Raw genomic sequence first — 25,595 nt, forward strand, 5'->3', positions numbered from 1 at the left:
TTCTATAGATTTGTTTTTTCAAAGACAATTTCTTCTACAGGCTCTATCCGATCTTCATGATAGATAGCTTTTTTGTTTAGCTTAAAATCCCAGAAGTAAATCAGGTAATCTCCGATAAAGACGTGCATCTTTTTACCGTGAGGCTCGTATTCAGTATAGAACTTGGCCAATTTGTAAGGGAGATACCAATAGAGCAAGAGAGAAATTGAGTGAGTAATTTTTGCGAGTGGCACAAAGATAAACCCTCCAAAGAGTAACATGGCCACAAAGACGATGATAAAGACAATGAAAAAGGACAACTGCATCGGTGTCGCAAAGTACCATAGTCGAGTGCCCTTTTTTGTCTTGATTTCTTGGATCCAATAAGGAGCATTTAGGCCCTTACTGTAATCATAAAGTCTTTCTTCATTCATGCTTAAAGTCCTGATTCAATACCGAAGAGTCGTAGGAACCAGCCGACTGCTTTGAGGATATCTTGTCCTTTGGCAATGGAAACAATAACGGCATAGAAACCAACGACAGAGAAAAGTTGAAGCCAGGAGCTGTTCCGCCAAGCCTTGATCGCTAAGAGCACGGCAATAGCTGTCAGGATCCAAATTCCATCGCCCTGGAGGAAGGTTCGTAGATTGTCTGTATTCATAAAGTTCTCCTATTCTTTATCATTTGCATAATTCAGTGGAATGGTGTGTTCTAGTTTTGTGACATAGTAGGTCTTTTCTTTTTCTGAGAGGGTAAAGGTGAAGTTTTCTGAATGAGTGGTCCCTCCGACCTCAAAGGTTGCTTGAACATAAGCGATTAGATTCTGACCATCTTTTTTTAGATAGGTATAATCAATTGTTTTGAAGGTGGTATTAGCTATAATATCCACATCCTTAGCAATCAAATTAAGGTTGTCTTGATTGGTAGTATAGTTGGTAAAGAAGACCTTGAGAAACTTTTCAACTTTCTTACGCTGACTATCTGAAAAGTGATCGTTAGCGGTTAATTGAAGCTGATCGTCTTCGCTAAAGTGTCCAGCTTGTGAGGATTCAATAGCAGAAAACCAAGGAAGGCCGGAGATATAGTATTTCCCATCTTTTTCATCAAATGGAATATTGAAACCTGTCACAATTTCTCTTTCTTCCGTGTTATTGTCCCGACGGATAGTTTCCTTGTATTTGATCTTATAGGTCGCAACCTTCCCTTCTACAGTCACTAACTGAGAATAGAGGAGTTCACTAGGATTTCGAACTTGACCTTGGGCTTTCACATCAGGAATGAAGTTGTAAAAGCTATTTAAGTATTCCACTTGAGCTTGTTGTTTATCCCCTTCTTGCGGAAGGGTGAAGTAAGCATAGACATAATCATTCAGGTAATATTGGAGTTTGTAGTCGTATTTTCTACTAGACTCCATTGGCTGTGCTTTTTGTTTTTTTGTTGCCTCAACTTGAGCTTGTAGTGCTCCTACCTTATTTGAGAGTGTGATAGCACGGACAGATCCCAAGAGGCCAACAAAAAGGAGGAAAGAAATTCCTCCTATGACTGCAATATTAACGGTCTTTTTATTGGTGACCTTTAGTTTTGGTGGGCCTCCTTTTTTCTCCACCTTTTTAAAGTGTGAGAGATATTCTTTTGCTTGAAGCAAGTAGCGTTTGGCTTTATCCATAGATCCTCCTTTAGAGACTAGCAAGTTCAATGAGCTTTGAGCCTTTTGCATAAAGGCGCTTATTGGCTTTTTCGATCTCGCCATTAATGTAATAGTAGCCTCGTAGCTCAGTTTGGAGTTGTTCGATCAAGTCAGGTTTTAGATCCTTGGCTTCTTCTTTTTTAAGGAGACTATTTAATTCTCCAGCCTTGGTCCAAGCCTCTCTATGATCTTTCTTTTTAAGTAATTCTCCCAGTTCATTCGTGACTTGAGAGACTTTTTTCTCAAAAATAGTTTTAGTAGCCATTTCAATTTCCTTTCTAAATTTTTCTTGATTGTCTTTGATGGTCTTTTGGATATAAGTAATGAGTGAGGGGCGCATTTTTTTATTTACGCTCAACACTTGACCATCTAGTGTGAAACAAGCATGTTCATAGTTGTAGAAACCTCTATTGTCTGGAAGCTCTTCTGTACATCTACCAGCACATTCGTAGTAGAAGTCCTTTCCTTTTCGTAAGAGAACGTACATATGCCAGAATTCTTGTTCTGGAAGAAGCAGAAAGTCTGCTTGATAAATCTTCTTCAGCATCTCAAGAAGCCTCAAGCAGATCATCGTAGCCTAGAGCTTGGTAGATAAAATCTGAATCAAACCAGAGCCAGTCATTGATTTGCCCTTCAGTTGGTGTATCACCAGAGAAGATATCCTCACAAATGACGGTTAGAGTATCCACTCCACCACGTTCACGGACAGTGTTCAAGGTGGTCAGTCCACCAGACCAAGCTTTAAAGTTTTCTAGTGAATTGATTTGAACTTTGTATTCCATATAGTTTTTCCTTTCTAGTGTTCATAGTGTTTATTAGCTTTGAGAAGTCGTAACATGGCTTTTCCACGATCAGTGATCTCTCCGCTATTCTGAATCATTTTCATGTATTCTGTTTGGAGGATCTTGTCTGCTTCAGTGACTAGGGCAAGGGAGTTCGCAACTTGATAGGTCAGCCAGCGAATCGTTCGCTCAATACTGTATGGTTGTGGGTTAGTTGAGAGCTTTAAGGGTTCGACACCCCCAAAGAGCCGTTGCCATTTTTCATCGGGTTTATAGGCTCCAAATCGAGTGAGACCATCATAGACTTGGATTTCTTTATTGATGATGCCTCTTGCGATTTCTCCGAGATCTACACCATTGATGTATTCCTCCACAATGCCTTGAGCTTTCTGATCTGAAAATCGCAATTCATAGCGATTCCAGATACCAAAAATCTCCAAGGATTCGTCCAAGGAGATGTTTTCCATTCGAGCTATTTCATAGCGCTTTTCATAAAAGTTGAAGTAGAGTTGACTTTGACGACTTCCAAAGTAAATGGATAAGCCGTGATTCGCTTCCATGTCTTCATTATCTGTGAACGATCCACCACCCGTGATATTCCATTTCTTGATCGTGTCTAGGACAATCTCTTTGGAATAGAGTTTATCAATCAATTTGGGAATTTGAATTTGTTCGTCCTCGTGACCGTAGCCCTTATAGAGTTCATCTAGAGCGATATCGAGTCGCTTCACCCGAACATCTTCATAGGAATAAAGGATATTTTGAAGAAAGATCTGCCAAGTGATTCCCTTGTCTTCTAGAAGTAATTCCAACTCACGGCATCCTTGACCGGATAGTTGAAGACAAGTTTGGTAGTCATTGGTCACAGACTTATCAAAGAAATCAAAAATCCAGATGTTTCCTCGTTGCCATAAGTGGGTATAGTTCATAAGGCGAGTTTCTTGGTCTGTAAATTCGCTTAGGTGACAGTGAAGAAAATTTTCACAGAAAGCATCTAAATCCTTTAATCTAGGAAAGGTCAATCGTAGATAGTCAATTTGAGCCCGAAGACTGTTTTTATCGCAATCTTGATAGTAACCAAGTTTTTCTTTAAGTTCTCTAAACTTATCAATCGTCAGTCCTCTTTCACCTGTTTCATAAGAGCGGTAGGTTCTTGTAGGTAGATCAACAGCTTGTGCAAATGCTTTTTGACTAAGTCCTGTTTGTTTTCTGAAATTCTTAATATGAAAAGGACTAATTTTGTCCATTCATCGCAACACCTCTTTCTAACGAAGTGACACACTTTTTGACGAAAGTGACACACTTCATAAAAATTGAAAACCCAACTCCCATAAGGAATGAGGAGGGGTGGACTTGGCGTTTTTGCCAAATGTAACCCCTATTAGAAAACGGGGTTTCTTGTCATCACGAGCCAGGAACGGCGGGCTTCGGTCTTCGCCTGACCTGCGGTCAGGCTTGCCCTTGCCCTTGTCCTAGCCCATGATGACTGACAATCGCTTCAATAGCTTTTGGATAAGACTTGCGTCCATCTTCCTCAAAGCGAGTGATTGTTTCAAGAAGTAACTTTTCTTGGAAAGGTTCAATGAGAATAGCGGAATCACTCCGTTCAAATGAGATCCCGTGCTCTTCCATATAAGGGATGATTTTTCGAAGAGTTTGCATCTTTAGATCGTGCTCATCCGCAAATTCCTTTAGTGTTCGCCTATCTAGTTCGTTTCCCAAAGTCTCCTCTTCCTCGATCGTTTGCATTGTTTCAATCGGTGGTTTATATTCTTCAAATACTGAGAACTCTTCTCCTTCAAATTCCATGATTGGGATTTTAGCGTATTCATCATAGAAGGAAAAGCCCTGGTCAAGTGGAATATAAGGCGAATAAAACTCACCAGCTAGATTCCCGCTTGAAGCAATATAACCACGACCGACTACTTTCACTCCATTAATTTCGTCCAGTTTTTTAAACTCTTTGGTTTTATTGGCATCCCCAAACATCATGTCATAGCCTGTTGATTCTAAATGACCGACGGAAAGACGCATCATGAAGTTGTCCCGAAGAGAAGTCTTGATATATTCCCCATCAGGCCGTTGCATGGCAAAGATTACATAGACTCCAGCTTGACGGCCCTCTAGAACGATTTGAGTTAGATATTCCATGAGTTCCGACTGTTGGCTATAGTTTCGATCAATCTTGGCCATGAGAGCGACCCATTCATCTACTAGAAGAAATTTAGGTTTTAAGTTGTAATGGGTGTAATAGGTCCCTGGTCTATAGTCTGGAAAAGATGTTAAGACTTCGTAGCGCTTTTTCATAAACTCTACATTTTCTCTAAAACAATTGATGATATCCTCTTTACTAGAATAGACTCGACCGTGGAAGACTGGAAGCTTCTTTAAAGAAGCCAAGTCTGAGTTTTTAGGATCGCAAATATCGATATAGCCGACTTTTAATAAGGCATAGATAATGGACATGAGAGTGACAGTTTTTCCTCCACCAGTTCCCCCACCAACAAGTAAGTGGGAGTCTTTGACATAGTCCCAGTAGACATCTTTCATAAGGCGGATCTTTGACCCTCTCACTTCAACTTGATCAATTGAAATGCGACTCTCAATCCGATTGATGGCGATTTTGTATTTTACAAATCGTTTATCAAAACTCTTGTCACGAAAATCTCCGTTAAACATGACTTCAAGAGTAGAACCAAGATTTAAAAATCGATCTTGAAATTTATTTCCTTCTAAGATGAAACTGACTTGAAGCTCATAGTGACTTTGTTTGAGGTAAACTTTTGGAAGAGCGATTTTCTCAACAATTCCTTTCTCTCGTTTGACTTTCTTGACCAGATATAAGTTATTCTCTAATAAGAAACGAGAGAGGATACGAAGACTATTGAGCTTTTGAAAGAAGAGGATCTTCTCATAACAGAGGTAATTGACCCCCAAAGAAAGAAGAACTGACAATAGAATTCCGGATCCAATGAAATATCCTTGAGGTAAGGGATGAACTTTCAATTCCTCTAGATGAAGGTAAGTATAATAACTAGTAGCTAACAAAAAAGGAAACCACCAGATAAACCATGTGATTCCCTTAATGTTTCGATGAAAGATTTGAACTCTTTTTCCTCGATAGGTAAAGAGTTTCATGAGTGATCACCTCCTAATTATCTTTCTTATTTTCTGTTTGTTTCACTTCCTTAGTTTCCTTAGCTGGAGTAGCTCCCGCTTTCTTTTTGATTTTTGAGGCGAAGAGTTTAAAGATATCCCGATTATTCACGTGAATATGGGCGACAACAATATCTTCTAATTCTACTTCTTCTCGGTATTTAATTCCCAGGTCTTCAATTTCAGACTCTGACATGTCTGCGATAGTGAAAAAGAGTGTTTCGTGCTGGACAGAAGAATGAATCCCTACAACGATGCCACGGATCTCGCCTGTATTGACTTGGACAAATGATCCGTCAGGATTTCGTTGCGATTGATCTACTTCAAAGATGACTTCAGGACCTTCAATGCCTCGGAAAGTCAGTTTTCCAAGGATTGCCGGGACATCCAGTCCCTCTGTGATGACACGATACGTCTTGTCAGCAATTTGTAGTTTTTCTCCGTAGTTTAATCCAATTTTAGCCATGTGATTTTCTCCTTTTATTTCTTATTTTTTAAGTACCAATTTTTCCGCAAAAACATTGCGGTAAGGTGCAACATTCTTACCATTTAAAATAGTGTCTGAGAAAAAGATTGGGTTAACCGCTTCTACTAGAGCATCTTCTGGAAAGACCGTTGTAGAGGCTGGTGTGATGACATGAAAGGCGCCGTGCTCTGCACTGTTTAGAATGTGACGTTGGTATTTTCCTTTTTTACCAAATACAGACTGAGGAGCTTTCCCCAATTTTTCATAATAAGCTTGACCAATAAATTCTGGTTTCATTTTTAGTGTTTCTGGAATCATAGGATTCTCCTTTCAAATTTTGAGTAAAAGAAAAAGAGTTAAGCTAGTTTCTTAACTCTTGAGTAATAGTGATTAAAAATTTTGCGTTTATACATGCGACTATAAAGATCGATATCTCCATAAGCAAATCCTGTTTCTTTTGCCTTAGAGACTAGATGATCTATATCTACCAGAGCTTGACTATATAGTTTAGCTAGTAGACTTTCTGAGCTATCAAACATAGCATAGGTAAATAAATAGTTTTCATAGAGTCGCTTACATTGTAGTGCGAAAAAAGTTTGTCATAGAGTTCTCCTTTATTGTAAAAGTAAAAAAGCTACTAAGTGAAAAAAGGAAAGAACTTAGTAGCTTGAGAGTAGGTCTACCTTATTAGATAGACAGCAGTAAAGAAAAGTTATTTGGTTGAAGGATCCCTCCTTCACGGTGGCAACGTTTAGCAAGGTGCTTTGCATCAATTACCATCGCTTTCCCAGCCAATCTCTTTAGGTAGTCATCATCATACCCAAGGGATTCTCTTACGCCCTTTGGCGAAGCCAGTTCACTTTACTATTCGGAAAAGTGCGAAAGTCCGAAATGCGTGGAAGCCCACAAGAATGGAGTCTTGTTTTCTATCTTCACTTCAACCATAATACGGACTTGACTTTTCTTATCAAAACATTTACAATAAAGGTACGAAGTTTATGTGTTGTTCTGATGATCAGTCCTCTGGTTGTCAGACGCACTTTTTATTTAATTGTCAATGATCGTGATTTAGCCTTGAAGATAAGGTTATTATTTTCAATTGCTATACAACTATTAGTTGTTGATTATATTATACAACCAATAGTTGTAAATGTCAACGGTTTTCTGCAGAAATTTAAAATTTTTTTTGAGGTCACATATGGAATTCGCAGAACGCTTGAAAACACTAAGAAAACAAGTAAAACTAACACAGGCTCAAATAGCTGAAAAACTAGATATTTCCCAACAAGCATATGCTTCATGGGAACGTGGAGTAAAAAAACCAACACAAGAAAATCTAGTTAAAATTGCACAGGTATTGAATGTCACAGTTGATTATTTAGTAGGGAACTCAGAAGAAAAATCAAATGATTTAGACAATATTGAATTGCTATTCCGTATGAACTCAAAGGGATTGACTGATGAAGAAAAGAAAACTTTCAAAAAAGAGTTGATTGAGTTTATGGAAGAACGCAAGAAAGCTTTTAGAAATTGAAATAATTGTTTAATAAGTGTTTAGAATAGTAAATTAATTGCACTTAAAAAATGATAAAAAATTTGTATTAGTATTTTGGCTTGTGTAACAAATAATATGTATAAAGGAAGTTGGCATCTGACATATTTTATATGTGGTGATTTGTAGGAGATTAGAGGATTATGAAGTCAGGGTGGATAAATATTGACTCATTTATTTCAGTTTTTGAAAATGAGGAGTTGTTGAAATCGTATTTAAAGGTTAATAGATTATCCAGTATTTCTGAGGAAGAACTTAAATGTTGTAACTCATTTTTTATGCAATTAAAACCGCTTCTAAGTTCAAAACAACTGTTTGCTTATTTATTGGATCAAACAGTTGAAGATGGCTTTAGAGAACAGTTTGATATTTTGCGATTTTCAAAGGATTCGATACTTAATGTTGAGCTAAAATCTCAATATCCTCAGGATGGTTTAAATGGAATTTATGATCAATTAGATAGACATACGTATTTGTTAAATACTTTAGGGAAAAATGTATTTGCATATTCATTTGTATTAAATACAAATGAACTGTTTAAAATAGATCAAGGAAAACTTGTCAAGGTAGATTTTAGAGAAGTAGCAAAGAATATAGAAGAGGAGTATATTGAAGAAAATAGTTTGAAGCTTATAGATGCATCTACTATTCTGATATCTCCCTACTCTGAGCCTGATAAATTCATAAAGTCAAGATATTTTTTAAATCACAGTCAGAAAGAAATTAGAAATTTAATATTAAGAAATAATAGAGGAAAGTTCAGTATTTCAGGTGGAGCTGGAACTGGAAAGTCTTTAGTTCTATTTGATTTAGCAAAAGAATTTAATAAAAACCAATCCATACTTTATATTTTTGTAGCTAGTATTAGAAACTCTTCTGAATTATCCGCTAAATATGGCTTCTTGTTTAAATCAATATCTGAGGTAAAAGAATGGAGTATTGATGATTATAATGAGTTTGATGTTATTTTAATTGATGAAGCACAGAGATTAACTAAAGATCAATATGATGTTTTTATTGATTCTACTGCAACTATCATTTTCTCTGTTGATAAAGAGCAAGTATTAAAAGATACTGAAAAGAGTGAGGATATTCAAGCCTTATTAGAAGCCGATCCAAATGTTGAAAACCATACACTAACAGACCGAGTACGAAGCGATAAGGCACTTTCAACTTTCATAAAAAAACTATTTGATTTGAAAGCAAGACGTCTTGAACCAATGGAATTCCCGAAAGTAAACGTAGTATACTTTACGGAATTAGAGGAGGCTCGTAAATTTATTAAAAATTGTGAAGAAGTAGAGAATTATTGCTGTATTGAGATTGCAGAGTATACTACTGTTGTTAGCAGAGTTAAGAAAAGAAAACAGATTTTATCAGATTCTGAAAATGGGTTCACTGTAATTGGTAGGGAATATGATAATGTTTTGATTCCGATAGATGAGCGAGTCTACTATAATGAAGATGCAAAATTAATAGCGGTGACCAATGAATATTATCCATATCTACAAATAAATAATTTATTTGAGGGAATTACGAGAGTAAAACAAAATCTACTATTTGTTGTAATTAATAATACAGGTATGTTTAAAACGATACAGGAAATTATTACATGGTATGATGATACAAAAAAATAATTGATCTTTGTGTGGGCAATTATCCACCTTTTTGTATTATAAATTCAATTTATTTGCTTTAGTTTTATACATTGTGACTTAAAGAAGCTACTGTTCGTTGGATAAATTGTATCCAAGAGTAAGTGAAATTACAAAACAGGTTCTTGATCTCTTCTTAAGTTGTATATTGTTTGTTGACAGATTCATAGAAAAATATACTAATAAGCAAGCTAGGTGAGCTAGTGTCAGTCAGATAATGATTGATAGTAGCTTGCAGTATTTTGTCACTCTTTTGGTCTTTCTATGTTAATCTCAATTTTTATTTCGATGATGAGTTTAGCTTTATCATGGATTAAATTAAAGGAGAAAAAACTATGAAAGAAACAATATTGTCAATGGTAGTTTCATGCGGCGCTGAGGTAGCTGACTGACTTTCTAGAGATAACAAAATAATGTATGAGTAGCCGCTTTGGGTTCGAATCCCAACAGCCTCATAATATTTCGTGGACAATCGTCCACTTTTTTTATATAATAAACTCAACCTAAATGGTTTAGTTTTTTTCAGACTATACTTAAGGAGGTATCATTCTTTGGATGAATTGTATTCAAGAGTAAGCGAAATCACAAAGCAAGTCCTTTATCCGTATATAAAAGAAGAAGAAATTTCAACCCTGAACTATCACTTTCGCTACTATTTTGACCATTGTATTGATATGAATCAGATTAAAGTCATCTCTCACCACTTTTCAAATCATAAAATTGAAGGGTTGACGGTTATTGATGAACTAGGAACGAGTTTCTCCTACGAACAAGATAATCCTGTAAGCAAGCGTCACTTTACCTTGTGTCATGAATTAGGACACTTTATCTTGAAACACGATGGTTCTTATTTTACAGAGTCAGTGGATAATCAGGAATCTATTCTAGAGCGAGAAGCTAATATATTTTCAGCTATCGTTCTCATGCCTGATATTGTTCTACTATCCAAGATTTACTACTCTTGTGATTCATTTCAAAAAGTCAAAGAAGATTTAGAGGTTTCAAAGCAAGCGCTTTATTTTCGATTGATTGATTTGTTGAGAGTTTACCAAGTGGATACTGAATCAGCCATCAAGCAGGCAGTAGATGAATACTTAGACGGTCAAAACGCTTCCCTTCACCATTACTTTCATCAACTGAAAGAAATATTGATTGAAGAATTCAATCAATATCAACCCTCGCTTATAGAACGGCTAAAAAAGAGATTGAAACGAACCAATTTTGTGACGAGTCAAGAACTACCAGAATTACTTGACCAGACTAGGTGGGACGAAATTAGAGCGGTAAAGAAATTCAAGGTGTGGCTTGTTTACAATAAGGGAAAATCTTTAGCCTACGTGTGGGATAGTGAAAAGTTATCTGAAACAGAAGCAAGGAGAAAGGCGAATTTAGAATTATTAGTCATGTGAGGTAAGTGATGTATCAACCAGAAAAACTAAAAACTCGTAGGAAAGAATTGAAATTAACACAAAAGGATATTGCGGATCGATTAGGTATTAGTTATCAAGCTTATTCCGCATGGGAGCGTGGAGTAAAACAACCATCTAAAGAAAAAGTAAAGCAGTTAGAGCAGATTCTAGATGTCCCAATAGGTTATTTTACAGAGTTTGAAATCGTCCGGCTATATAATACTCTATCAGATGAAGGGAAGGATCAAGCACTTAGTTATGTTAGAAACCTAGTTCAAAAAGAACAATGTAAGAATGTTATTTCAATATCAGAAAAACTATATGAATACCATGTTTACGAAAAAATGTCTGCAGGTATCGGTTCATCGGTTTATAACGATCAGAACTATGATACTGTTTATTTTGATGAAGAACTAGCTCATGACTTTGCTTCATGGGTATCTGGAGACTCGATGGAGCCCAAATATAAAAATGGCTCTGTGGCTCTCATTCGTGAGACAGGATTTGATTATGATGGAGAGATTTACGCTGTAGTCTGTAATAGCCAAACCTACATTAAACGAGTTTATCGTGAAGAACACGGTTTAAAGTTAGTTTCTATCAATCCAAAGTATAGAGATATTTTTCTTTCATATGATGAAGATCCGCGAATTGTGGGGATTGTCGTTGGAAACTTTATGCCAATTAAATAAATGATGTCATAACTCTACTTGAGTGTTTACACATAATTATTGACAGTATCATTTTGTGACGATGTGATATAATAAAGAGTACAAATAAGAAAGAAATACTATGACTTTAATACAAAAAATTATTGATAATACACAGCTATTTTTGGGTACAAAAACCAAAAAAGAGAGAAAAAGATTGGACAATTTTTTACAGATAGTCAAACAGCTCAATTTATGGCTAGCATGTTTTCATTTTCTAAAAATAGAATAAGGGTATTAGACCCCGGAGCTGGAACAGGAATTTTATCGGCTTTCCTTGAAGTCGCGAAGAAGAATGATGTTGAGTATATAGAACTAATTTTAGTGGAAAATAATAAAGATGTTTTGCCTATTTTAGAACAAAATATCAGAGTTTTTCAGGATTACTGTAAAGATATAGAGTTGAATGTTGAAATATTGGATGAGAATTTTATTACAGAACAATCTTTAGAATTTTCAATGAATACAATTACCAGATATGGACAGTTTGATTATATAATAAGCAATCCGCCGTATTTGAAAATTCCAAGACATTCCCCAGAAACTTTGGGCATGGAATCGATTATTTCAGGCGCACCCAATCTTTATTTCCTTTTTATGGCTCTAAGTGCTCATTGTCTTAAAAATAGCCTAGGTGAGATGGTGTTTATTGTTCCACGTTCTTGGACTTCAGGTGCTTATTTTAAAAAATTTAGAGAATTTATTTTTAATAATGTAATTCTAACTGATATTCATATATTTAATAGCAGAGACGAAGCTTTTTCCATTGAGAAAGTTTTGCAAGAAACAGTTATTGTGAAATTTGTTAAAATGCCTAAAAATAAGCAAATTGATATAAAAATTTCAACTTCTGAAAATAATAGTTTTCAAAATATCCAAAAATTATACGTGAATCATGAAATTATTATCAGAGGGGCAAATAAATATATCTTTATTCCAACAAGTAAAGAAGAAATTCATCTTCTAAAAAAACTGGATAGCTTCCAAGATACACTACCAACGCTGGGAATGAAATTGAAAACAGGATTAACAGTAGATTTTAAAAATAGAGAAAGACTAAGTGAAGAATCTACCGAGGAAACAATACCACTGATTTATTCCTCAAATATAGTTAATGGACGTGTAAAATTTCCAAACTTAAAGGAAACATTTCAATATCTTTTACCAACAAAGGGTATGATGCAGGAGAATAAGGACTATTTAATGTTAAAACGGTTTACTTCAAAAGAAGAATCCAAGCGATTACAACCGGCGATATACTTAAAGGATGATATTCATACAAATTATATTTCTACAGATAATAAATTGAATTTTATTGAGAATATTGATAAAACACATTTAGATAGGGATGTTGTATTTGGTTTATTTGTTATTTTTAATTCTAGTTATTATGACAATTATTATAGAATTTTAAATGGTTCTACGCAGGTTAATGCAACAGAAATTAATGATATGCCGATTCCGAATAAAAAACTGTTAAAGAAATTAGGAAGAAAATTGATGGATAGTGAAGATTTTTCTTCACAAAATAGCGATGAATTGCTAGAAAAAGAGGTTTTAGATTATGCCTAGTATTAAAAGCGCTCAAAAGATTTTAGAACTTATTGGGATGCCTGACAAACAATGTGCGGAGCTACCGGCTTTAACTTTGCTTGCTATGGCTGATATAGACGAACAAGCTACTTGGGATAGAAGTACAAATAATTGGATTCGGATTCATGATATTATTCAATTTGTAAATACTAATTATCGTAAAAATTATGCTGAAAATAGTAGAGAGACTTTTAGAAAACAAGCTATACAGCATTTTATGCAAGCGGGTATTATAGAGAACAATGATAAAGCCACTAATTCTCCAAATTTTAGATATAGAATAACCTCGGAATTTAAAGAATTAATCCAAAAATTTGATAGTGTTGAGTGGGAGTTTAAATTAAATGAATTTTCAAATTCTCACGAGACTTTGAAAAATAAATATGAATCTAAAAGAAATTTGACTAAAATTCCTATTACAATAAATTCAGAGGGGTTCGAATTTTCAACAGGTAAACACAATGAATTACAAAAAGCGATTATAGAGGAATTTGCACCTAGATTTGCTCAAAATACAGAGGTTATTTATGTAGGAGATACCACTAATAAATTTTTAGTATTAAATCAAGATAGATTCAAAGAATTAAAAATGGAGGTATTCGCTCATGATAAATTACCAGACGTTGTACTTTATGATAAAGATAAGAACTGGTTGTACTTTATAGAAGCTGTAACATCTGTTGGTGAAATTACTCCAAAGAGGATAATTGAAATAGAGGAAATAACTAAAGATTGTGATGCTGGAAATATTTACATAACAGCATTTCAAGATTTTAAAACTTATAAAAAGTTTGCGAATAGTATTGCTTGGGAAACAGAGGTTTGGTTAGCTGAGTCTCCGGAGCATATGATACATTTAAATGGTGACCGATTTATGGGACCAAGAGACTGAAAATAATTGAGGGTTAAGTTGTATAGTTATTTTGTTTCAAATTATGATAGAAATTTTTTATTGAAAATTAATGAGAATGAATTTCAAAATTTTAAGAAATACAATATCTTTTTAAATAAATATACTAATGTTTTTGATTGTTATCGAAATTATAAGAGGTCAGAAGAATTCATAAAAGAATACATTGAGAATATTGATGATTATGACACTAAATTAAATGATATATATCGAGATTGCAAGTTTTTATTTATGCAAAATATTATGTTTGGAAGGATATTTATTGACAATATTAAATCGTATTGTAAGCAAGAAAATCGCTTTGATTTGAAGAAAGAAGTTTTAAATTTTGAAAAATTAGATGAAATAAAAATGTTAAAATTATTGAGGGATTACGGTCAACATTTCTCCTTACCCTTTAGTAATTTATCAAGAAGCTATGATGTATTGCAAGAAAAAACAACAGCTATCAAACCCCTTATTTCAGTTTCAGAATTAAGAAAAAATGAGACTAGTAATAGGCAAAATAAAATATACCTCAAGAGCCTAAATGAGGGAGAAATTTCAATCGTGGATTATTTTGAAAAATGGTCTAAATCAGTAGATGAACTATTGTTGAAAGTGAAAGCTGATTTTTTACTTCTAACGGATTTAAATATTAAACAGTTTGTTTTATCTAAAATACTTTGTTTTATCGATATGGAGGATTATATACCAGTCGGATTAGCTAAAGCGGAGGGAGTTAATAATTTGACAGGAATGTATCAACAAATAGAATTTATTCCATTTGATGAATTGGTACTAGTTCATCTGTTCAAATTAGAATAATAAAAACGCAGGATTGGAAGTCCTGCGTTTTGGATTTCACAAATACTAGAAAAGAACGTTTTTAAAAAATTATGCTCAAAATACTTCTTCCCTATCCATAGGTGGATAGGTTTTTTCATTGTTCATTACACGTTCTAAACATTCAACACTAGATCTTAGATGGAACATTTCATGTTTTCTATATTTTTCATCTTGTGAATTCAATAGTTCGTTCAGGTGACGTCTAATATGCCAAATAGCTTTTCTGATGTTTGTTTCTTTTATATTATTCATGAATCCATTGTATAATAAAATACAATCCAATCTCTTTGATTAAACTAATTTGCATGAAATATAGACTATTCGGTTAAGAATAAGTTTAAAAGTTTTTTGAAGTAATCTATTCAGCACAAAAAAACACCTATTCGGTAAAATAGGTGTGAATGATGTTATTTATATCCATATTGTTTTAGAGCCTTTTTATACGCTTCGCTACCTTTAAGATAGTAGTCATGCTTAACTCCACTAATATCAACAGAAAAGACCCCATCTTTAAATGAATATTCTTCTGTCCGACTTGCAATATTTTGTCCAGTTAATTCGACCGTATTTTTTTGTTTGTTAATGGTAAAGCTATCGGCTTCTCCATGCTCAATGGAAGCATTATTTCCTTTAATAGTAAACGCTAACTCGTTTCTTTCACTTGAGATCCAATAATACTCACCATCAAAAGATTGGTAGTTGTTTTTAGAGCAAGCAATTAACGTAATTATTGATAATGAAAGTAGTAGTATACCTATTAATTTTCTCATAATCTGTGCCTCCTTCTATAATTTTAATTATACCAAAATAATATTACAAGAGTATGTCAGTGTCTGTTATAACGGAAAAATGAAGAAATGTCTATTATAACAGCAAATAATAAACTTTCGGGAAAATAAGTCTTTTTCGGAAACTTATTAAATGTTGGTGACTATACAAATAGATAAACGTATCCATAATTGCCTCTAAATACATGAAAAAAGCACTTTAGTTGATAGTAACAGAATATGTGTTATCAGCTAAAGTGCTTTGTTAAATTGCTATATGCTCAAAAATTTTTCTCTTGATTCATTTGAATCTTCCATTTTGAAAAGCTTTATAAAATCAAGATAGTCCGAATATCGTTCTTCTGGGATAAATGTTAACAATTCTTCTGTATCAGATTCAGATTGGTTTAGGCCCCATTCGTTCAGTATTCTAACGAATTTATCAGAAATACGAATATCACGTTCTCTAATTTCATCAAGTCCCCAATTGTTATTACTTTGACTTAACTCAAGTAAGATGCCAACTTTGGACTTCTTGTAGCTTTCTTTTTCTTAGCAAAGTATCCGTTACTTGCGATAATATTGACCTTCTTTTCAATGGGAATTTTATTACCAATATGTTCAACTAATTCTTTGACTTCAGAATCTGAATTTGTTGGGAAATAACTTGATTGCCATTTTTGGGGAAGGATATGCTCAATTTCCCATTTTTCTGGTAATAATTCCGATTGATGTTGATAAGCTATGATCTTTAAAATCATCCTAACTGTATTACGATGCGCAGTTTTAATTTTATCTGACAATTCTTTCTCATCGATTTGGCCAAAATTGAATTTGGGTTGTGCTGAGTTAATTATTTCTGCATTTAAATTCAAGATTCCAGTTTTAACGGCATTAATTGTAGGTGTTATGATGTATTTTGCCGATAGGACTGCTAATAATCTTTTTAAAAAATAAGAAAGTCATCTTCAAATGTATCTTTGTAATGATAGTGTAAGTAATAGATGACAACAGGATATTTCCAAAACTCATTAGGATAAGAGGTCAAAGTATCCAAAGTTTGTTTTATTTCAATATTTTCGGACCATTTTTCATTTTCTAGTGAGACTCTATTATTTATCACAATCCACAAATTTAAAATAGCATTTAAATTTTGCATTAAATCTTGTGAGTACAGTTTTTCGAAATTATTTTTTGCATAATATTTTCTAATACCAGGAGTGGTTGTCTTGCGATCGTTTTCATTTGCTCTCAAGTAAAACATATAGTAGTAAAACAACTTTTGAATACTTTCCCCAGCATTTGTAGCTTGTTCATCTAGTTCTTGCCAGAGTTCTATAAATTCCTTTTTTCATCTGAATTCAAGTGATTATAAATTTTTGCTTTAAAAATATCGGCATCTGATAATGCTAGTCCTCTATCGTTTAGAGTTGAAAAAATAGTTAGTGCTGTTTCTTGACTATCGGCTGTAATAGGAAGAAGAATAGCTTGATTTAATATATTACTGATGAAGTTATAAAAGGACAATGGATTATCTATGATATTCATTAACAAGTTGCTGGAGCAATCTATAATTTTTAGCATAGTTACTATTTGATTTTTCATCTGCTTTTCCAGAGACTAGTATATTAGCAAATTCTTGATTTCCTTCCTCTCCCATAACTCGGGAACTAATAAGGATTTCATTAAAGTTAACTACCCCTGTAGTTGGATTCTGTTTCCAAATTGTTGGTTCGATTTGACTTTTCAAGAAATTAGTCTCAGGACCGCCACTTTCTAATTTAGTATAAATAGCTCTCAACAGTAAAAACAGGCTTGTAATACGCTGTTGCCCATCGATTATTTCCTGCTCTTTATTATCATTTTCATATGAAACTATTGTGCCAAGAAAGTAAGTATTATTTTCATCTTCTGTTGTATTGAGTGTGTATTCAGTTAGATCATCGAATAAAACTTGGATTTGTTCGTCTGACCAAGCATATGGTCGTTGGTATTCAGGGATAATAAATCTTTTATTCTTTCCAGTCTCTAATAGTTGTTTGACGCTTCTTTTGTCAACATTTATTGATGTAGTCATAGAAGAAATTCCTTTGATTTGTTTATAATATAGCTAATTATATCAATTTTTTAGTTTTCTTTCTAAGAAATATCTATTTTTCGAAAATTAAAATACGGGTGATAATTCTGCCTGACGTATTATAAAGATGAATTTTGTATTTAAAGGAATCAATAACAGTTGACAACTCTAAGAAAAACGCTTACAATACTACTATGTTGCGACTTCTATTTTTGGCAACCTAAAGTTGCCCAGAAGGAGGAGATACCATGAAAATGGATAACAAAACAACCCTTGCTCTTATTGAGCTAGCAACAGTTGCCATCTTAGCTGTAAAAGATATTGTACTCAAGAAAATTGAGTGCAATAATCAAAGGCTGGAAGGCTAGCATACAGTTTTACTGTATGCTTTTTATTTAAAATTTATAGATAAGAATTGAGTAAAAATGGTTTTAGATAGATACCAAGATATTATAAAAGGGCATGCTGAAAATTTTAAAGAAATATTTGGGAGTAAATTTATTTACGGGAATTACAAAAGAAATGTAAAAGATAAATCTAGATATAGATCGGACTTTCCTCTATTTAATATTGCCTCTGATAATTTTTATATTTATCAGATATATGTAGAAGATCTTCAATCAAATATCCGAAACTATTTAATAAATCCTATTTTAGAGGAGTTGCTGAAAGAGTATGGTTATGATATAGAGCAATACAATCTTTCTCCTTTTCAATTTATTTTTAAAGGGAATGATACTAGAATTGGGGTTCGATATACAAAATTTTTATATGCTACTGAAGATGAAAAGGAATTGATAAAAAAATCGATAAAAGATTTTCAAGTAGATAAAGTAATTAATCTACATTTTTCAGATGATAAGGAATTTGGATTAAATAGGTATTGTGAGGCAGTAAATATTTGTGACTATTCTATAAAAATGTTTTTAGATGAGTTCATTAATGAAAATTTATATCAATACTTTTTTACTACTTTAACAACAGTAATAGATGAGATGCAAGAATTAATCGCTTTTGAGGTCATTCCTAGGTTGAATATGTCTAATCTAGCTAAAGCTAGACTCGAATTAAGAGAAAATTTGAGAGTGATGGATTTTCACGAATTAAGTTATGACCTCCAAAATAAATGTAACAATCTAGAAAAAAGTGATTTAGATATCATTTGCTCGAATATAGAGAAAGGTAAAGTTCAAGTATTATTAGGAAAAACAGATTTTGCTAAATCCTACCTAACTTCTGAATATTTGTATAAAGCAATAGTTGATAATAGTAACTTTGATTATACTTCTGTTGTAGCTGGGTATTTAAAAACAATTGAACAATTTCTTTACCGGCTTTTAGAATACCATATGGACATTGATGGAAGTGAAAAATGGATTAAAGTAACTAAATATATGGCTAAAGGAAAAGAAAGGAGACCAAATCCTAAATATCCAAATGATAGGAACAAGCAACAAATTTTGGTTAAATGGCATAATCTTGAATATATGGATACTAGTTTAGGTCCTCTAATTAATTACATAGATGAAAATGAAGATTGTTGCGAAATAAGCAAGGACGGAAAAACGATATTGACGGATCTCTTGAACGATTATAGAAAATCAGTTCGCAATGGGTATTTTCATAAACATAACCTAGAAGATATCGAAGAAGTGAGGCGTATTAGAAATAACACTTTATACCTACTTTGCTTTTTAATTGGAAGTTTAAAAGATTTTGACATCACCAAATTTGGTTATTTAGATTTTTCATTTAACGATTTCTATCATGCAGTTCCTAGATTCTCGATAAATATACCATTCTATATTCAAGAAACAAAAAATAGCCAACCGAAGCTAATGAAACAAGTTTTTGAACAAGAAGCTGAAAGGTATGATTTAGATGGTCTATTGGAGAATAATCTATATTTTGCTGAAGTGGTTGATCCTAAAAAGAAGTATAAATATATTGCTGATGTTCCTAAGAATGATTTGGTTATTTTCAATACTAATAATGTCCCTTATCGGGCAGAGTATATTAGAGGAAGTATAGACGATGGCCTTGACATTAAAGTTGAATTTTATAAACAAGAATAATTAGATAAGAAATAGATCATCTCATCATTCTTGATAAATAGTGCATTAACTTTATAGTGGTTGAATAATTTAATTAGATTTTTCTTATTTTTAAGAATACATACTTCAACACTTCCGTTCTATTTCGGAAAACACAATAAAAAGCTACTCTTTGTTAACTGCTATAGTTTCTCAAGAGTAGCTTTTCTGATTTGATGATATTTAGAATATAAAGTTTCTATTATTTAATTTTTTTATTAAATCCATTGACAACAAAAGGGATCAATGCACCAATTATAGTACCTGCAATAGAGACTTAGAGGATACAATTAATTTAGAAGCCTGAGAGATTTCATCAAAATCTAGATTTTTAGCTTCAGCTTTAGACAATACTTCTAATAACATTTCAGCACGCGTAGCTCTATCAGAGTCGGTTGACTTTAGTTTTTCAATTTCAAAATCAACTACTGTTCGTATTGCAATGTAATGTAGTTTGGTTAGTTTGCTATTTTTTGTTTCTAGATTACTAATAGTTTGTTTAGTGACACCAATAAGATTGCCTAAATCCTCACTTGTCCAATTTAAGATTTCTCTGATAGACTTTAAATTGTCTTGCAGTATTTGTCTTGTTTTCTCATTTGAGGGATATTTTTCTTTTTTCATTTTACGACACCTACAATTCTGTATTTACATTATAACAAAAATTTTCTCCATAAAAAAGTATTGTTTTAGTCAAAAATATAATTTTAATAAAAAATAATTGACAAAAGAAAAATAATGGACTATAATATCGGTATTCTTAAGAAAGTGAGGAATAAAGTTATGATTAGCTTATTAAAAATAAAGTGAGTCATATGTTTGTTCTAAATTCTGTGTCAGAAGCATGACCAGAAGTTTTTTAAGGTAGTGTATACCCTGCCGTTCTATTATAGGAGGAAAGTCAGAATGGATTTACAAGTAATGCTTAATATTGTGTTGATTTTTGGAATAATTTATTTCGTTGTTAGAAGATATATTATTGCCTCAAAATTTGCAGACTATATGATTAAGAATGGCGGGGAAGAAATTGAATTTATAAAAGAGAACAACTTGAGTTTCTCTGAATGTGTAAAATTGCTTAATAAAAAACATAAAATTGGGATAGTCAATGCATTTTCCGTTGTAAACTGTTTAAGAGAAAAGTAAGCTGATTCTTTAATTTCGTTAATAAAAATAGCCGAAGTAACAGTATTTACTATGGATCAGGCTGAGTCTGATAAATGTAGAAGCTTCATATACTTGTTTATTAAAAATAGGAGTTAATATTATGTCAAAATTATACGAATGTAGTGAGTGTGGTGAGTTGTTTACAAAGCATGAAATTGATTGGGAAGGTAGCGATGAAAGCTACGAGTCTTATTATTGTCATGACTGTTCCAGGTTTTTAGAACAATGTGGTATTGATGCAATGGATCCTGATGGTTTTGGCTATAATGAGTACGGAAACTGGGATTCGGAACGGTTAGGGTTGTAGATGAATAGTTCTTTAATATGTTCATGAAATAAAGTTCAAAGATACATTTGATGTAATTGATTTGTAGTTTATAGAAGTCTTCTGAAAAGTATTTTGCAGAGAATTAAATTCAGTTACTACTAATTAAGAGGAGGCTTATGATCGTACTGAAATTCCCTCATTCAATAAAGCTTATACAATTTTTTTGAAATACAAAGACAGTTGAAAACTATAAAATATTGATATTACGCTATTTTTAGTCTAACTGAAACCTATGCTTTCCAAACCAGGCTTGAAAAAAGCTCGTAAAGCATCACAATTTAGTAAACGTTAAAACTTATTTAAACTTATTGAAAGCATTTCGTATCAAAAATACGGGATGCTTTTTCTGTTCACCCCAAATTTTTGTAACTAGGTGATACTTGAAATTAATACAAATTTGGTTGTTTTTGATAAATCTAAGCAACACTAAATGATGAAGTGAAAGGGGATGAATCTTTGATAGTATTCATTTATTGTGAAATATGATATATTTATTAATTAGATGGATGAATACTTCTAGAGTTAAATATAGCATAATAGGGACAGACTTTTTGGTTTATTTTTGTTTGTAGTCGGATTATGAAAGAATATCCAATATTATGCGATAAGATAGAATGTTACAAAAAAGAAAGGGGATGCAATCCGATGAAGAAAGACAGATTAATTGTATTGACAGATGCTGTTCTAGCAATTATTATGACCATCTTGATTTTAGAGTTAGAAAAACCAACAACACCAAGTCTTGAAGCTTTTTGGGATTTACGGCAAAATTTCTTTGCTTGTTTTCTTTCCTTTTTCTGGTTGGGATCGTTATGGATGGCACTAAACACATTATGGGAAAAGGTTGAGAAAATTTCCTCAGAAATTATTTGGTGGAATTTGTTTCTACTCTTGGAGCGGCAGGAGTTCTCTTTGGAGAATTTCATGCCATCCAAGATACCAGTCTGAATGATGTGGTGGACCGGATCTATATAAATGTCAAGGATTTACCGTTTCAGTCCTTGGGAGCTTTAGCTAATATCCTGTCTGATGTTAAGAAGGGACTGATTCAAGACAGTCATATCTGGTCTTTCTTCCAGTCATTTTTCAAACAATATCAGTTGATAATCAGCTTAAATCAGATCTATCAGTTTGTCTATCTTTCTCTGATGGAGATCATGTCCTATCTTCACTTTGATTATTGGAAAAAACGGCTCGGTCAGGAGCTAGTATGAATAAGGAGAACAAATGAGACGTTTAAAAATGTTATGGCATATTATACAGGTTACGGGTTTTACTCGGTTTGCTCTGAGTTTTGTGACCTTTGTTTTTGGGTCAGGAGGCGTGCTTTTCCTAGTTGAACCTGCTATCACAAATTACGGAGACGGTCTTTGGTATGCTTTTGTGACTTCGACGACTGTCGGCTACGGGGATCTCCTAGCTGTGACCTTGATTGGAAGGATTACCAGTGTCTTCTTGACGATTTATGGGCTCATATTTTTTGGCTGTTTATCAGCTGTTATTATTAATTATTATACCGATTTAAATAAGGAAAGAGGAGAGGACAAATGACTGCCAATTATTCAACACGGGAATACCGTGAGAAATTATACGATGACCTTCATGTTCGATTGAGAGATACAGCGATTTTGATGTGTGCAATTTTTATTGCCTCTATCGGTCTAAATATGAATTAAACAGCTGTTATTATTGGAGCCATGTTAATTTCACCTCTCATGACACCGATTGTTGGACTGGGATTCGGTTTAGCTATTTTTGATACGCGTTTAATCAAGCAATCTCTAGAGGTTTTATTGACTCAAGTGTTGGTCAGTTTGCTTGTCTCGACTCTGTATTTCTGGATTTCTCCCTTGTCTTATGCAAGTAGCGAGTTGATCGCACGAACCTCTCCAACCATTTGGGATGTTCTCATTGCTATTGCTGGTGGGATTGCTGGTGTGATCGGTTCAAGGAAAAAGAAGCAAACAATATCGTGCCAGGAGTAGCCATTGCTACAGCTTTGATGCCGCCTATCTGTACTGCTGGCTATGGTTTAGCTAATGGGAATGTACGATTTTTATTGGGGGCTCTCTATCTTTTCTTGATCAACTGTGTCTTTATCATGCTAGCCAACATTGTTGGAACAAGAATTTTGATGAGAAAATCTCCTTTAACTTCATTTAAAGAGCTGAGCATTAAAATGAGAATTGGCTTGATTTCTTTGATTGTATTGTTGATTCTTCCAGCTAGCTATTCGGCAGTTACTCTGACAATAGAACAAGCGCGCAAAGAAGGGATCAAACAGTTTGTAGGAAAAGAGTTCGCCAATTATACGGTTATTAATCAAGTCTACAAGTCAAGTAACAATGAATTGGTCTTGACGGTTGTTGGAGATCCGATTTCAGAAGAAGAATTAGAAACACTCCACCAAAAACAAGCCTCTTACGGTATTCAATCTGTTCAATTGAAAGTGAATCAAGTTCAGAACTCGCCAACATTAGATAGTGAAGCGACCAAGGAATTTTATGAAAACATTGACAAGTATATTGATCAAAAACTCTCTGAAAAAGATTCACAAAACGATCTCGTAAAAGAAAATGAAGCAGACAAGGATTGAGGACAATGAACTGAATCGGTTTTTACGCCGTATTTTTCTTGTATCTTCCTCTTTCTTACTTATAGCAGGTTGTTTTTGCTTGAATAAGAAATAAATTAGAAGTTCTATCATCTAAGAAAAATGATGAAAAAAATCATTTAACTAATGGTGTGAACGTTTAGTGTTTATCAGCTCCATTCTCTGTAATTTTGGGGGTAAAATCCACACCATTTAGATAAAATTAGTTGAATTTGATTGGAAAAACGCTTTTATAAAAGCGGAGAAAAGTCTTGATATTACGCTGTTTTTAGTCCAACTGAAATTCATACTTTCCAAACCAGGTCTTAAGAAAGCTCGTAAAGCTTCACAATTTAGTAAACGTTAATCAACACGATTATATCAACGTTTACAGACATTCAAGAATTATTTCTTGGATGTCTTTTTTTGTTCAAAAAACTAAAGTTCACCCCAAAATTCACCCCATATTCACCCCATCAATTTTTTAAACTACGAAAAGCAATATCACCTACAGTCCGATTGACTTTATCTTTGATATTAACGTAAGTTTTTGTAATCTCTTTATCACTATGAGTAAGAGCTTCTGAGATGGCTTCAAGAGAAACACCTGCTTGTTTAGCAAGAGTAGCACCAGTATGTCTTAGTTTGTGTGGTGATGCTGGTGCTAATTCGGGATGTCTTCGTCTGACTGATTTCATCTTGATAAAACTTAAAATTTTTCTAATTATAACGAAGCATAGTCAAAAAGCTATGACCTCTATATTCACAAAAAAATCCAGACCAATACTAGTCCAGATTTCTTGTCTATTAAACATTCTTTTCAAAGAATGGAAGAACGGCTGTAACGGCTTTGTCAACGCAATTATTTAACTGTGAGAATCCGACGCACATAAATTTTAAATGGCGTCTCAGTCACATTTAAATTTATGAGACGCTTAGACGTTAGGCTTTCAATTTATCAAATTTTGATTTGATGTTTGCCTTGAACTCTTCAATTTTGGCCTTGCGCTCTGCTTTACGTTCAGCCTTCATTTGCGCACGCGCTTGGTTGTAGAGGTCTTCTTGGACTTGCAGAGTCGCTTCGATTTCGGCTACGACGGTTGCTACATCCCAACGCACGATTTGGGTGTCGTACTTGATGAAGTACAGCATCGATGACTGCTTCGTTGTTTTCTTGCACCAAGGCGACAACGGCTGTTTCGCCGTCGATCAATTTTTGAGACACAACGTCAATTGCCAGCTTCTGCCGTATCAACGGTATCACCAGCGCCCAAACCATAGAGGCTACCAATACCATAACCAAACAAGACGCCGATAGGACCACCCAAAGCCCGATAACTGCACCGAGCAAGCCACCTTCTAGGGTTGCATCCGTCGTTGAATCTTCAAAGTCATAGCGTTCTTTTTCAACGATGTGACCGTTTTCATTTTTGACCAAGGCGATTTGAGCAACCTTGGTCGTCTGAGTTTGGCGGAAAGCCTTCAAATCCGCAAAGGACTGATAAGCTTCGCTTTCAGTGTTAAAGACTGAAACTACTAGGTTTTCCATAGTTAGTACCTCTTTTCTAAAATTACATGTGCATTATAACACAGTTTCAATCACTTTTCAATCATTTTAGTGCGACATTTTAATTGATATGTCGCGTTTATCAGCGTCAAAGAACAGTTTCAGGCGGTATATCTTTGCCATATCCCAGCCCAGACACTCTGGCGACTCTGAGTGATTATCAAGAAAGGCGTCCAGCAACATCTTAAAGCCTCCCGTGCAAAAAGTAAATAAATAGTGTTTTTCCTGTATGCCTGTCACACGGCTAAAAGACCGCTTGACCAAATCTTCCAGAAA

General features: G+C 33.8%; 29 protein-coding genes and 3 pseudogenes. 15 read left to right on the forward strand and 17 right to left on the reverse strand.

Translation table 11 applies throughout. The features are described 5' to 3' along the window. Positions 1–2: 2 nt before the first annotated feature. The 9 genes from AB4X21_RS01910 to AB4X21_RS01950 form a co-directional block, all read right to left on the reverse strand. Positions 3–413, reverse strand: a complete 411-nt coding sequence (locus tag AB4X21_RS01910) for a conjugal transfer protein (protein ID WP_006149323.1) — start codon at positions 411–413, stop codon at positions 3–5. Positions 414–415: 2 nt separating this feature from the next. Further along, positions 416–640 carry a TcpD family membrane protein gene (locus AB4X21_RS01915; protein ID WP_003005585.1) on the reverse strand — a complete coding sequence of 75 codons (225 nt, stop codon included), beginning with the start codon at positions 638–640 and terminating at the stop codon, positions 416–418. Positions 641–649: 9 nt separating this feature from the next. Then, positions 650–1,645 carry a conjugal transfer protein gene (locus tag AB4X21_RS01920; protein ID WP_369088103.1) on the reverse strand — a complete coding sequence of 332 codons (996 nt, stop codon included), beginning with the start codon at positions 1,643–1,645 and terminating at the stop codon, positions 650–652. 10 nt (positions 1,646–1,655) lie between these two features. Continuing rightward, a complete protein-coding gene (locus AB4X21_RS01925; protein ID WP_369088104.1) occupies positions 1,656–2,213 on the reverse strand; it encodes a conjugal transfer protein in 558 nt (185 codons plus the stop codon). A 1-nt stretch (position 2,214) separates the two neighbouring features. Next, positions 2,215–2,448 (reverse strand): hypothetical protein, encoded by a 234-nt coding sequence (locus AB4X21_RS01930; protein ID WP_000456042.1) that lies wholly within the window; start codon positions 2,446–2,448, stop codon positions 2,215–2,217. Between the two features lie 14 nt (positions 2,449–2,462). Continuing rightward, positions 2,463–3,695: a replication initiation factor domain-containing protein gene (locus AB4X21_RS01935; protein ID WP_049503708.1), complete on the reverse strand. Its 1,233-nt coding sequence runs from the start codon at positions 3,693–3,695 to the stop codon at positions 2,463–2,465. Positions 3,696–3,897: 202 nt separating this feature from the next. Next, positions 3,898–5,586 carry an FtsK/SpoIIIE domain-containing protein gene (locus AB4X21_RS01940; protein ID WP_369088105.1) on the reverse strand — a complete coding sequence of 563 codons (1,689 nt, stop codon included), beginning with the start codon at positions 5,584–5,586 and terminating at the stop codon, positions 3,898–3,900. A 13-nt stretch (positions 5,587–5,599) separates the two neighbouring features. Then, positions 5,600–6,070 (reverse strand): conjugal transfer protein, encoded by a 471-nt coding sequence (locus tag AB4X21_RS01945; protein ID WP_369088106.1) that lies wholly within the window; start codon positions 6,068–6,070, stop codon positions 5,600–5,602. Between the two features lie 21 nt (positions 6,071–6,091). Beyond that, the gene (locus AB4X21_RS01950; RefSeq protein WP_048789262.1) at positions 6,092–6,388 is read right to left on the reverse strand and encodes a hypothetical protein; all 297 of its coding nucleotides are present in this window, start codon (positions 6,386–6,388) and stop codon (positions 6,092–6,094) included. Positions 6,389–7,268: 880 nt separating this feature from the next. On the opposite strand from AB4X21_RS01950, the gene AB4X21_RS01955 reads away from it, so the two are divergent. From AB4X21_RS01955 to AB4X21_RS01985, 7 genes are all read left to right on the forward strand, one after another. Beyond that, positions 7,269–7,604 (forward strand): helix-turn-helix domain-containing protein, encoded by a 336-nt coding sequence (locus AB4X21_RS01955; RefSeq protein ID WP_369088107.1) that lies wholly within the window; start codon positions 7,269–7,271, stop codon positions 7,602–7,604. Positions 7,605–7,765: 161 nt separating this feature from the next. Beyond that, positions 7,766–9,259 (forward strand): DNA/RNA helicase domain-containing protein, encoded by a 1,494-nt coding sequence (locus AB4X21_RS01960; protein ID WP_369088108.1) that lies wholly within the window; start codon positions 7,766–7,768, stop codon positions 9,257–9,259. 569 nt (positions 9,260–9,828) lie between these two features. After that, complete coding sequence (locus AB4X21_RS01965) at positions 9,829–10,686, forward strand: ImmA/IrrE family metallo-endopeptidase (RefSeq protein ID WP_369088109.1); 858 nt, start codon at positions 9,829–9,831, stop codon at positions 10,684–10,686. An 8-nt stretch (positions 10,687–10,694) separates the two neighbouring features. Continuing rightward, the gene (locus AB4X21_RS01970; RefSeq protein ID WP_369088110.1) at positions 10,695–11,378 is read left to right on the forward strand and encodes a helix-turn-helix domain-containing protein; all 684 of its coding nucleotides are present in this window, start codon (positions 10,695–10,697) and stop codon (positions 11,376–11,378) included. A 138-nt stretch (positions 11,379–11,516) separates the two neighbouring features. Next, positions 11,517–12,968, forward strand: coding sequence for an Eco57I restriction-modification methylase domain-containing protein (locus AB4X21_RS01975; RefSeq protein ID WP_369088357.1), 1,452 nt, complete (start codon positions 11,517–11,519; stop codon positions 12,966–12,968). Further along, the gene (locus tag AB4X21_RS01980; protein ID WP_369088111.1) at positions 12,961–13,881 is read left to right on the forward strand and encodes a BsuBI/PstI family type II restriction endonuclease; all 921 of its coding nucleotides are present in this window, start codon (positions 12,961–12,963) and stop codon (positions 13,879–13,881) included. The genes AB4X21_RS01975 and AB4X21_RS01980 overlap by 8 nt, the downstream gene beginning before the upstream one ends. A 60-nt stretch (positions 13,882–13,941) precedes the next feature. Further along, complete coding sequence (locus AB4X21_RS01985; RefSeq protein ID WP_369088112.1) at positions 13,942–14,706, forward strand: hypothetical protein; 765 nt, start codon at positions 13,942–13,944, stop codon at positions 14,704–14,706. A gap of 428 nt (positions 14,707–15,134) precedes the next feature. Here the strand turns inward: AB4X21_RS01985 and AB4X21_RS01990 are convergent, their stop codons facing one another. The 5 genes from AB4X21_RS01990 to AB4X21_RS02010 all read right to left on the reverse strand — a co-directional run bounded on the left by AB4X21_RS01990 (position 15,135) and on the right by AB4X21_RS02010 (position 17,571). After that, on the reverse strand, positions 15,135–15,497 hold the full coding sequence (locus AB4X21_RS01990) for a hypothetical protein (protein WP_061597420.1): 363 nt from the start codon (positions 15,495–15,497) through the stop codon (positions 15,135–15,137). 500 nt (positions 15,498–15,997) lie between these two features. Then, entirely contained in the window at positions 15,998–16,369 is a 372-nt protein-coding gene (locus tag AB4X21_RS01995) for a DUF1524 domain-containing protein (protein ID WP_369088113.1), read from the reverse strand. Between the two features lie 71 nt (positions 16,370–16,440). After that, the gene (locus AB4X21_RS02000; protein WP_369088114.1) at positions 16,441–16,749 is read right to left on the reverse strand and encodes a hypothetical protein; all 309 of its coding nucleotides are present in this window, start codon (positions 16,747–16,749) and stop codon (positions 16,441–16,443) included. 80 nt (positions 16,750–16,829) lie between these two features. Continuing rightward, entirely contained in the window at positions 16,830–17,042 is a 213-nt protein-coding gene (locus AB4X21_RS02005) for a DUF262 domain-containing protein (RefSeq protein WP_369088115.1), read from the reverse strand. After that, positions 17,026–17,571 carry a DUF262 domain-containing protein gene (locus AB4X21_RS02010; RefSeq protein ID WP_369088116.1) on the reverse strand — a complete coding sequence of 182 codons (546 nt, stop codon included), beginning with the start codon at positions 17,569–17,571 and terminating at the stop codon, positions 17,026–17,028. Before AB4X21_RS02010 ends, AB4X21_RS02005 begins: the two co-directional genes overlap by 17 nt. A gap of 425 nt (positions 17,572–17,996) precedes the next feature. Between AB4X21_RS02010 and AB4X21_RS02015 the strand changes: the two genes are divergently transcribed. Then, a complete protein-coding gene (locus AB4X21_RS02015) occupies positions 17,997–19,646 on the forward strand; it encodes a hypothetical protein (protein ID WP_369088117.1) in 1,650 nt (549 codons plus the stop codon). Positions 19,647–20,075: 429 nt separating this feature from the next. Here the strand turns inward: AB4X21_RS02015 and AB4X21_RS02020 are convergent. After that, positions 20,076–20,288: pseudogene (locus AB4X21_RS02020) on the reverse strand (helix-turn-helix transcriptional regulator); the annotation flags it as partial. Between the two features lie 282 nt (positions 20,289–20,570). Between AB4X21_RS02020 and AB4X21_RS02025 the strand changes: the two are divergent. The 7 genes and pseudogenes from AB4X21_RS02025 to AB4X21_RS02055 all read left to right on the forward strand — a co-directional run bounded on the left by AB4X21_RS02025 (position 20,571) and on the right by AB4X21_RS02055 (position 23,755). Further along, complete coding sequence (locus AB4X21_RS02025; protein WP_369088118.1) at positions 20,571–20,810, forward strand: hypothetical protein; 240 nt, start codon at positions 20,571–20,573, stop codon at positions 20,808–20,810. Positions 20,811–20,931: 121 nt separating this feature from the next. Beyond that, complete coding sequence (locus AB4X21_RS02030; protein ID WP_369088119.1) at positions 20,932–21,138, forward strand: hypothetical protein; 207 nt, start codon at positions 20,932–20,934, stop codon at positions 21,136–21,138. 666 nt (positions 21,139–21,804) lie between these two features. Continuing rightward, positions 21,805–22,107, forward strand: a complete 303-nt coding sequence (locus AB4X21_RS02035) for a TMEM175 family protein (protein ID WP_004240734.1) — start codon at positions 21,805–21,807, stop codon at positions 22,105–22,107. Further along, entirely contained in the window at positions 22,032–22,373 is a 342-nt protein-coding gene (locus tag AB4X21_RS02040) for a hypothetical protein (protein ID WP_000397556.1), read from the forward strand. Before AB4X21_RS02035 ends, AB4X21_RS02040 begins: the two co-directional genes overlap by 76 nt. Positions 22,374–22,386: 13 nt before the next feature. After that, positions 22,387–22,710 (forward strand): potassium channel family protein, encoded by a 324-nt coding sequence (locus tag AB4X21_RS02045; protein WP_001253404.1) that lies wholly within the window; start codon positions 22,387–22,389, stop codon positions 22,708–22,710. Continuing rightward, entirely contained in the window at positions 22,707–22,835 is a 129-nt protein-coding gene (locus AB4X21_RS02050; RefSeq protein WP_369088120.1) for a hypothetical protein, read from the forward strand. Before AB4X21_RS02045 ends, AB4X21_RS02050 begins: the two co-directional genes overlap by 4 nt. A gap of 9 nt (positions 22,836–22,844) precedes the next feature. Continuing rightward, positions 22,845–23,755: pseudogene (locus tag AB4X21_RS02055) on the forward strand (DUF389 domain-containing protein). A 473-nt stretch (positions 23,756–24,228) separates the two neighbouring features. Here the strand turns inward: AB4X21_RS02055 and AB4X21_RS02060 are convergent. Together AB4X21_RS02060 and AB4X21_RS02065 are read right to left on the reverse strand one after the other, a co-directional pair. Beyond that, on the reverse strand, positions 24,229–24,450 hold the full coding sequence (locus tag AB4X21_RS02060; protein ID WP_037611047.1) for a tyrosine-type recombinase/integrase: 222 nt from the start codon (positions 24,448–24,450) through the stop codon (positions 24,229–24,231). Between the two features lie 244 nt (positions 24,451–24,694). Next, a pseudogene (locus AB4X21_RS02065) lies at positions 24,695–25,301 on the reverse strand (DUF1269 domain-containing protein). Between the last annotated feature and the right edge of the window lie 294 nt (positions 25,302–25,595).

Source organism: Streptococcus sp. CP1998 (genome assembly GCF_041026655.1).
Classification (GTDB): domain Bacteria; phylum Bacillota; class Bacilli; order Lactobacillales; family Streptococcaceae; genus Streptococcus; species Streptococcus dentalis.

Bases quoted from the DNA above. Each gene is read 5' to 3' on its own strand.
- AB4X21_RS01910 (WP_006149323.1), bottom strand. From the start codon at position 413: ATGAATGAAGAAAGACTTTATGATTACAGTAAGGGCCTAAATGCTCCT.
- AB4X21_RS01915 (WP_003005585.1), bottom strand. From the start codon at position 640: ATGAATACAGACAATCTACGAACCTTCCTCCAGGGCGATGGAATTTGG.
- AB4X21_RS01920 (WP_369088103.1), bottom strand. From the start codon at position 1,645: ATGGATAAAGCCAAACGCTACTTGCTTCAAGCAAAAGAATATCTCTCA.
- AB4X21_RS01925 (WP_369088104.1), bottom strand. From the start codon at position 2,213: ATGCTGAAGAAGATTTATCAAGCAGACTTTCTGCTTCTTCCAGAACAA.
- AB4X21_RS01930 (WP_000456042.1), bottom strand. From the start codon at position 2,448: ATGGAATACAAAGTTCAAATCAATTCACTAGAAAACTTTAAAGCTTGG.
- AB4X21_RS01935 (WP_049503708.1), bottom strand. From the start codon at position 3,695: ATGGACAAAATTAGTCCTTTTCATATTAAGAATTTCAGAAAACAAACA.
- AB4X21_RS01940 (WP_369088105.1), bottom strand. From the start codon at position 5,586: ATGAAACTCTTTACCTATCGAGGAAAAAGAGTTCAAATCTTTCATCGA.
- AB4X21_RS01945 (WP_369088106.1), bottom strand. From the start codon at position 6,070: ATGGCTAAAATTGGATTAAACTACGGAGAAAAACTACAAATTGCTGAC.
- AB4X21_RS01950 (WP_048789262.1), bottom strand. From the start codon at position 6,388: ATGATTCCAGAAACACTAAAAATGAAACCAGAATTTATTGGTCAAGCT.
- AB4X21_RS01955 (WP_369088107.1), top strand. From the start codon at position 7,269: ATGGAATTCGCAGAACGCTTGAAAACACTAAGAAAACAAGTAAAACTA.
- AB4X21_RS01960 (WP_369088108.1), top strand. From the start codon at position 7,766: ATGAAGTCAGGGTGGATAAATATTGACTCATTTATTTCAGTTTTTGAA.
- AB4X21_RS01970 (WP_369088110.1), top strand. From the start codon at position 10,695: ATGTATCAACCAGAAAAACTAAAAACTCGTAGGAAAGAATTGAAATTA.
- AB4X21_RS01980 (WP_369088111.1), top strand. From the start codon at position 12,961: ATGCCTAGTATTAAAAGCGCTCAAAAGATTTTAGAACTTATTGGGATG.
- AB4X21_RS01990 (WP_061597420.1), bottom strand. From the start codon at position 15,497: ATGAGAAAATTAATAGGTATACTACTACTTTCATTATCAATAATTACG.
- AB4X21_RS02005 (WP_369088115.1), bottom strand. From the start codon at position 17,042: ATGAATATCATAGATAATCCATTGTCCTTTTATAACTTCATCAGTAAT.
- AB4X21_RS02010 (WP_369088116.1), bottom strand. From the start codon at position 17,571: ATGACTACATCAATAAATGTTGACAAAAGAAGCGTCAAACAACTATTA.
- AB4X21_RS02015 (WP_369088117.1), top strand. From the start codon at position 17,997: ATGGTTTTAGATAGATACCAAGATATTATAAAAGGGCATGCTGAAAAT.
- AB4X21_RS02025 (WP_369088118.1), top strand. From the start codon at position 20,571: ATGGATTTACAAGTAATGCTTAATATTGTGTTGATTTTTGGAATAATT.
- AB4X21_RS02030 (WP_369088119.1), top strand. From the start codon at position 20,932: ATGTCAAAATTATACGAATGTAGTGAGTGTGGTGAGTTGTTTACAAAG.
- AB4X21_RS02035 (WP_004240734.1), top strand. From the start codon at position 21,805: ATGAAGAAAGACAGATTAATTGTATTGACAGATGCTGTTCTAGCAATT.
- AB4X21_RS02045 (WP_001253404.1), top strand. From the start codon at position 22,387: ATGAGACGTTTAAAAATGTTATGGCATATTATACAGGTTACGGGTTTT.
- AB4X21_RS02050 (WP_369088120.1), top strand. From the start codon at position 22,707: ATGACTGCCAATTATTCAACACGGGAATACCGTGAGAAATTATACGAT.
- AB4X21_RS02060 (WP_037611047.1), bottom strand. From the start codon at position 24,450: ATGAAATCAGTCAGACGAAGACATCCCGAATTAGCACCAGCATCACCA.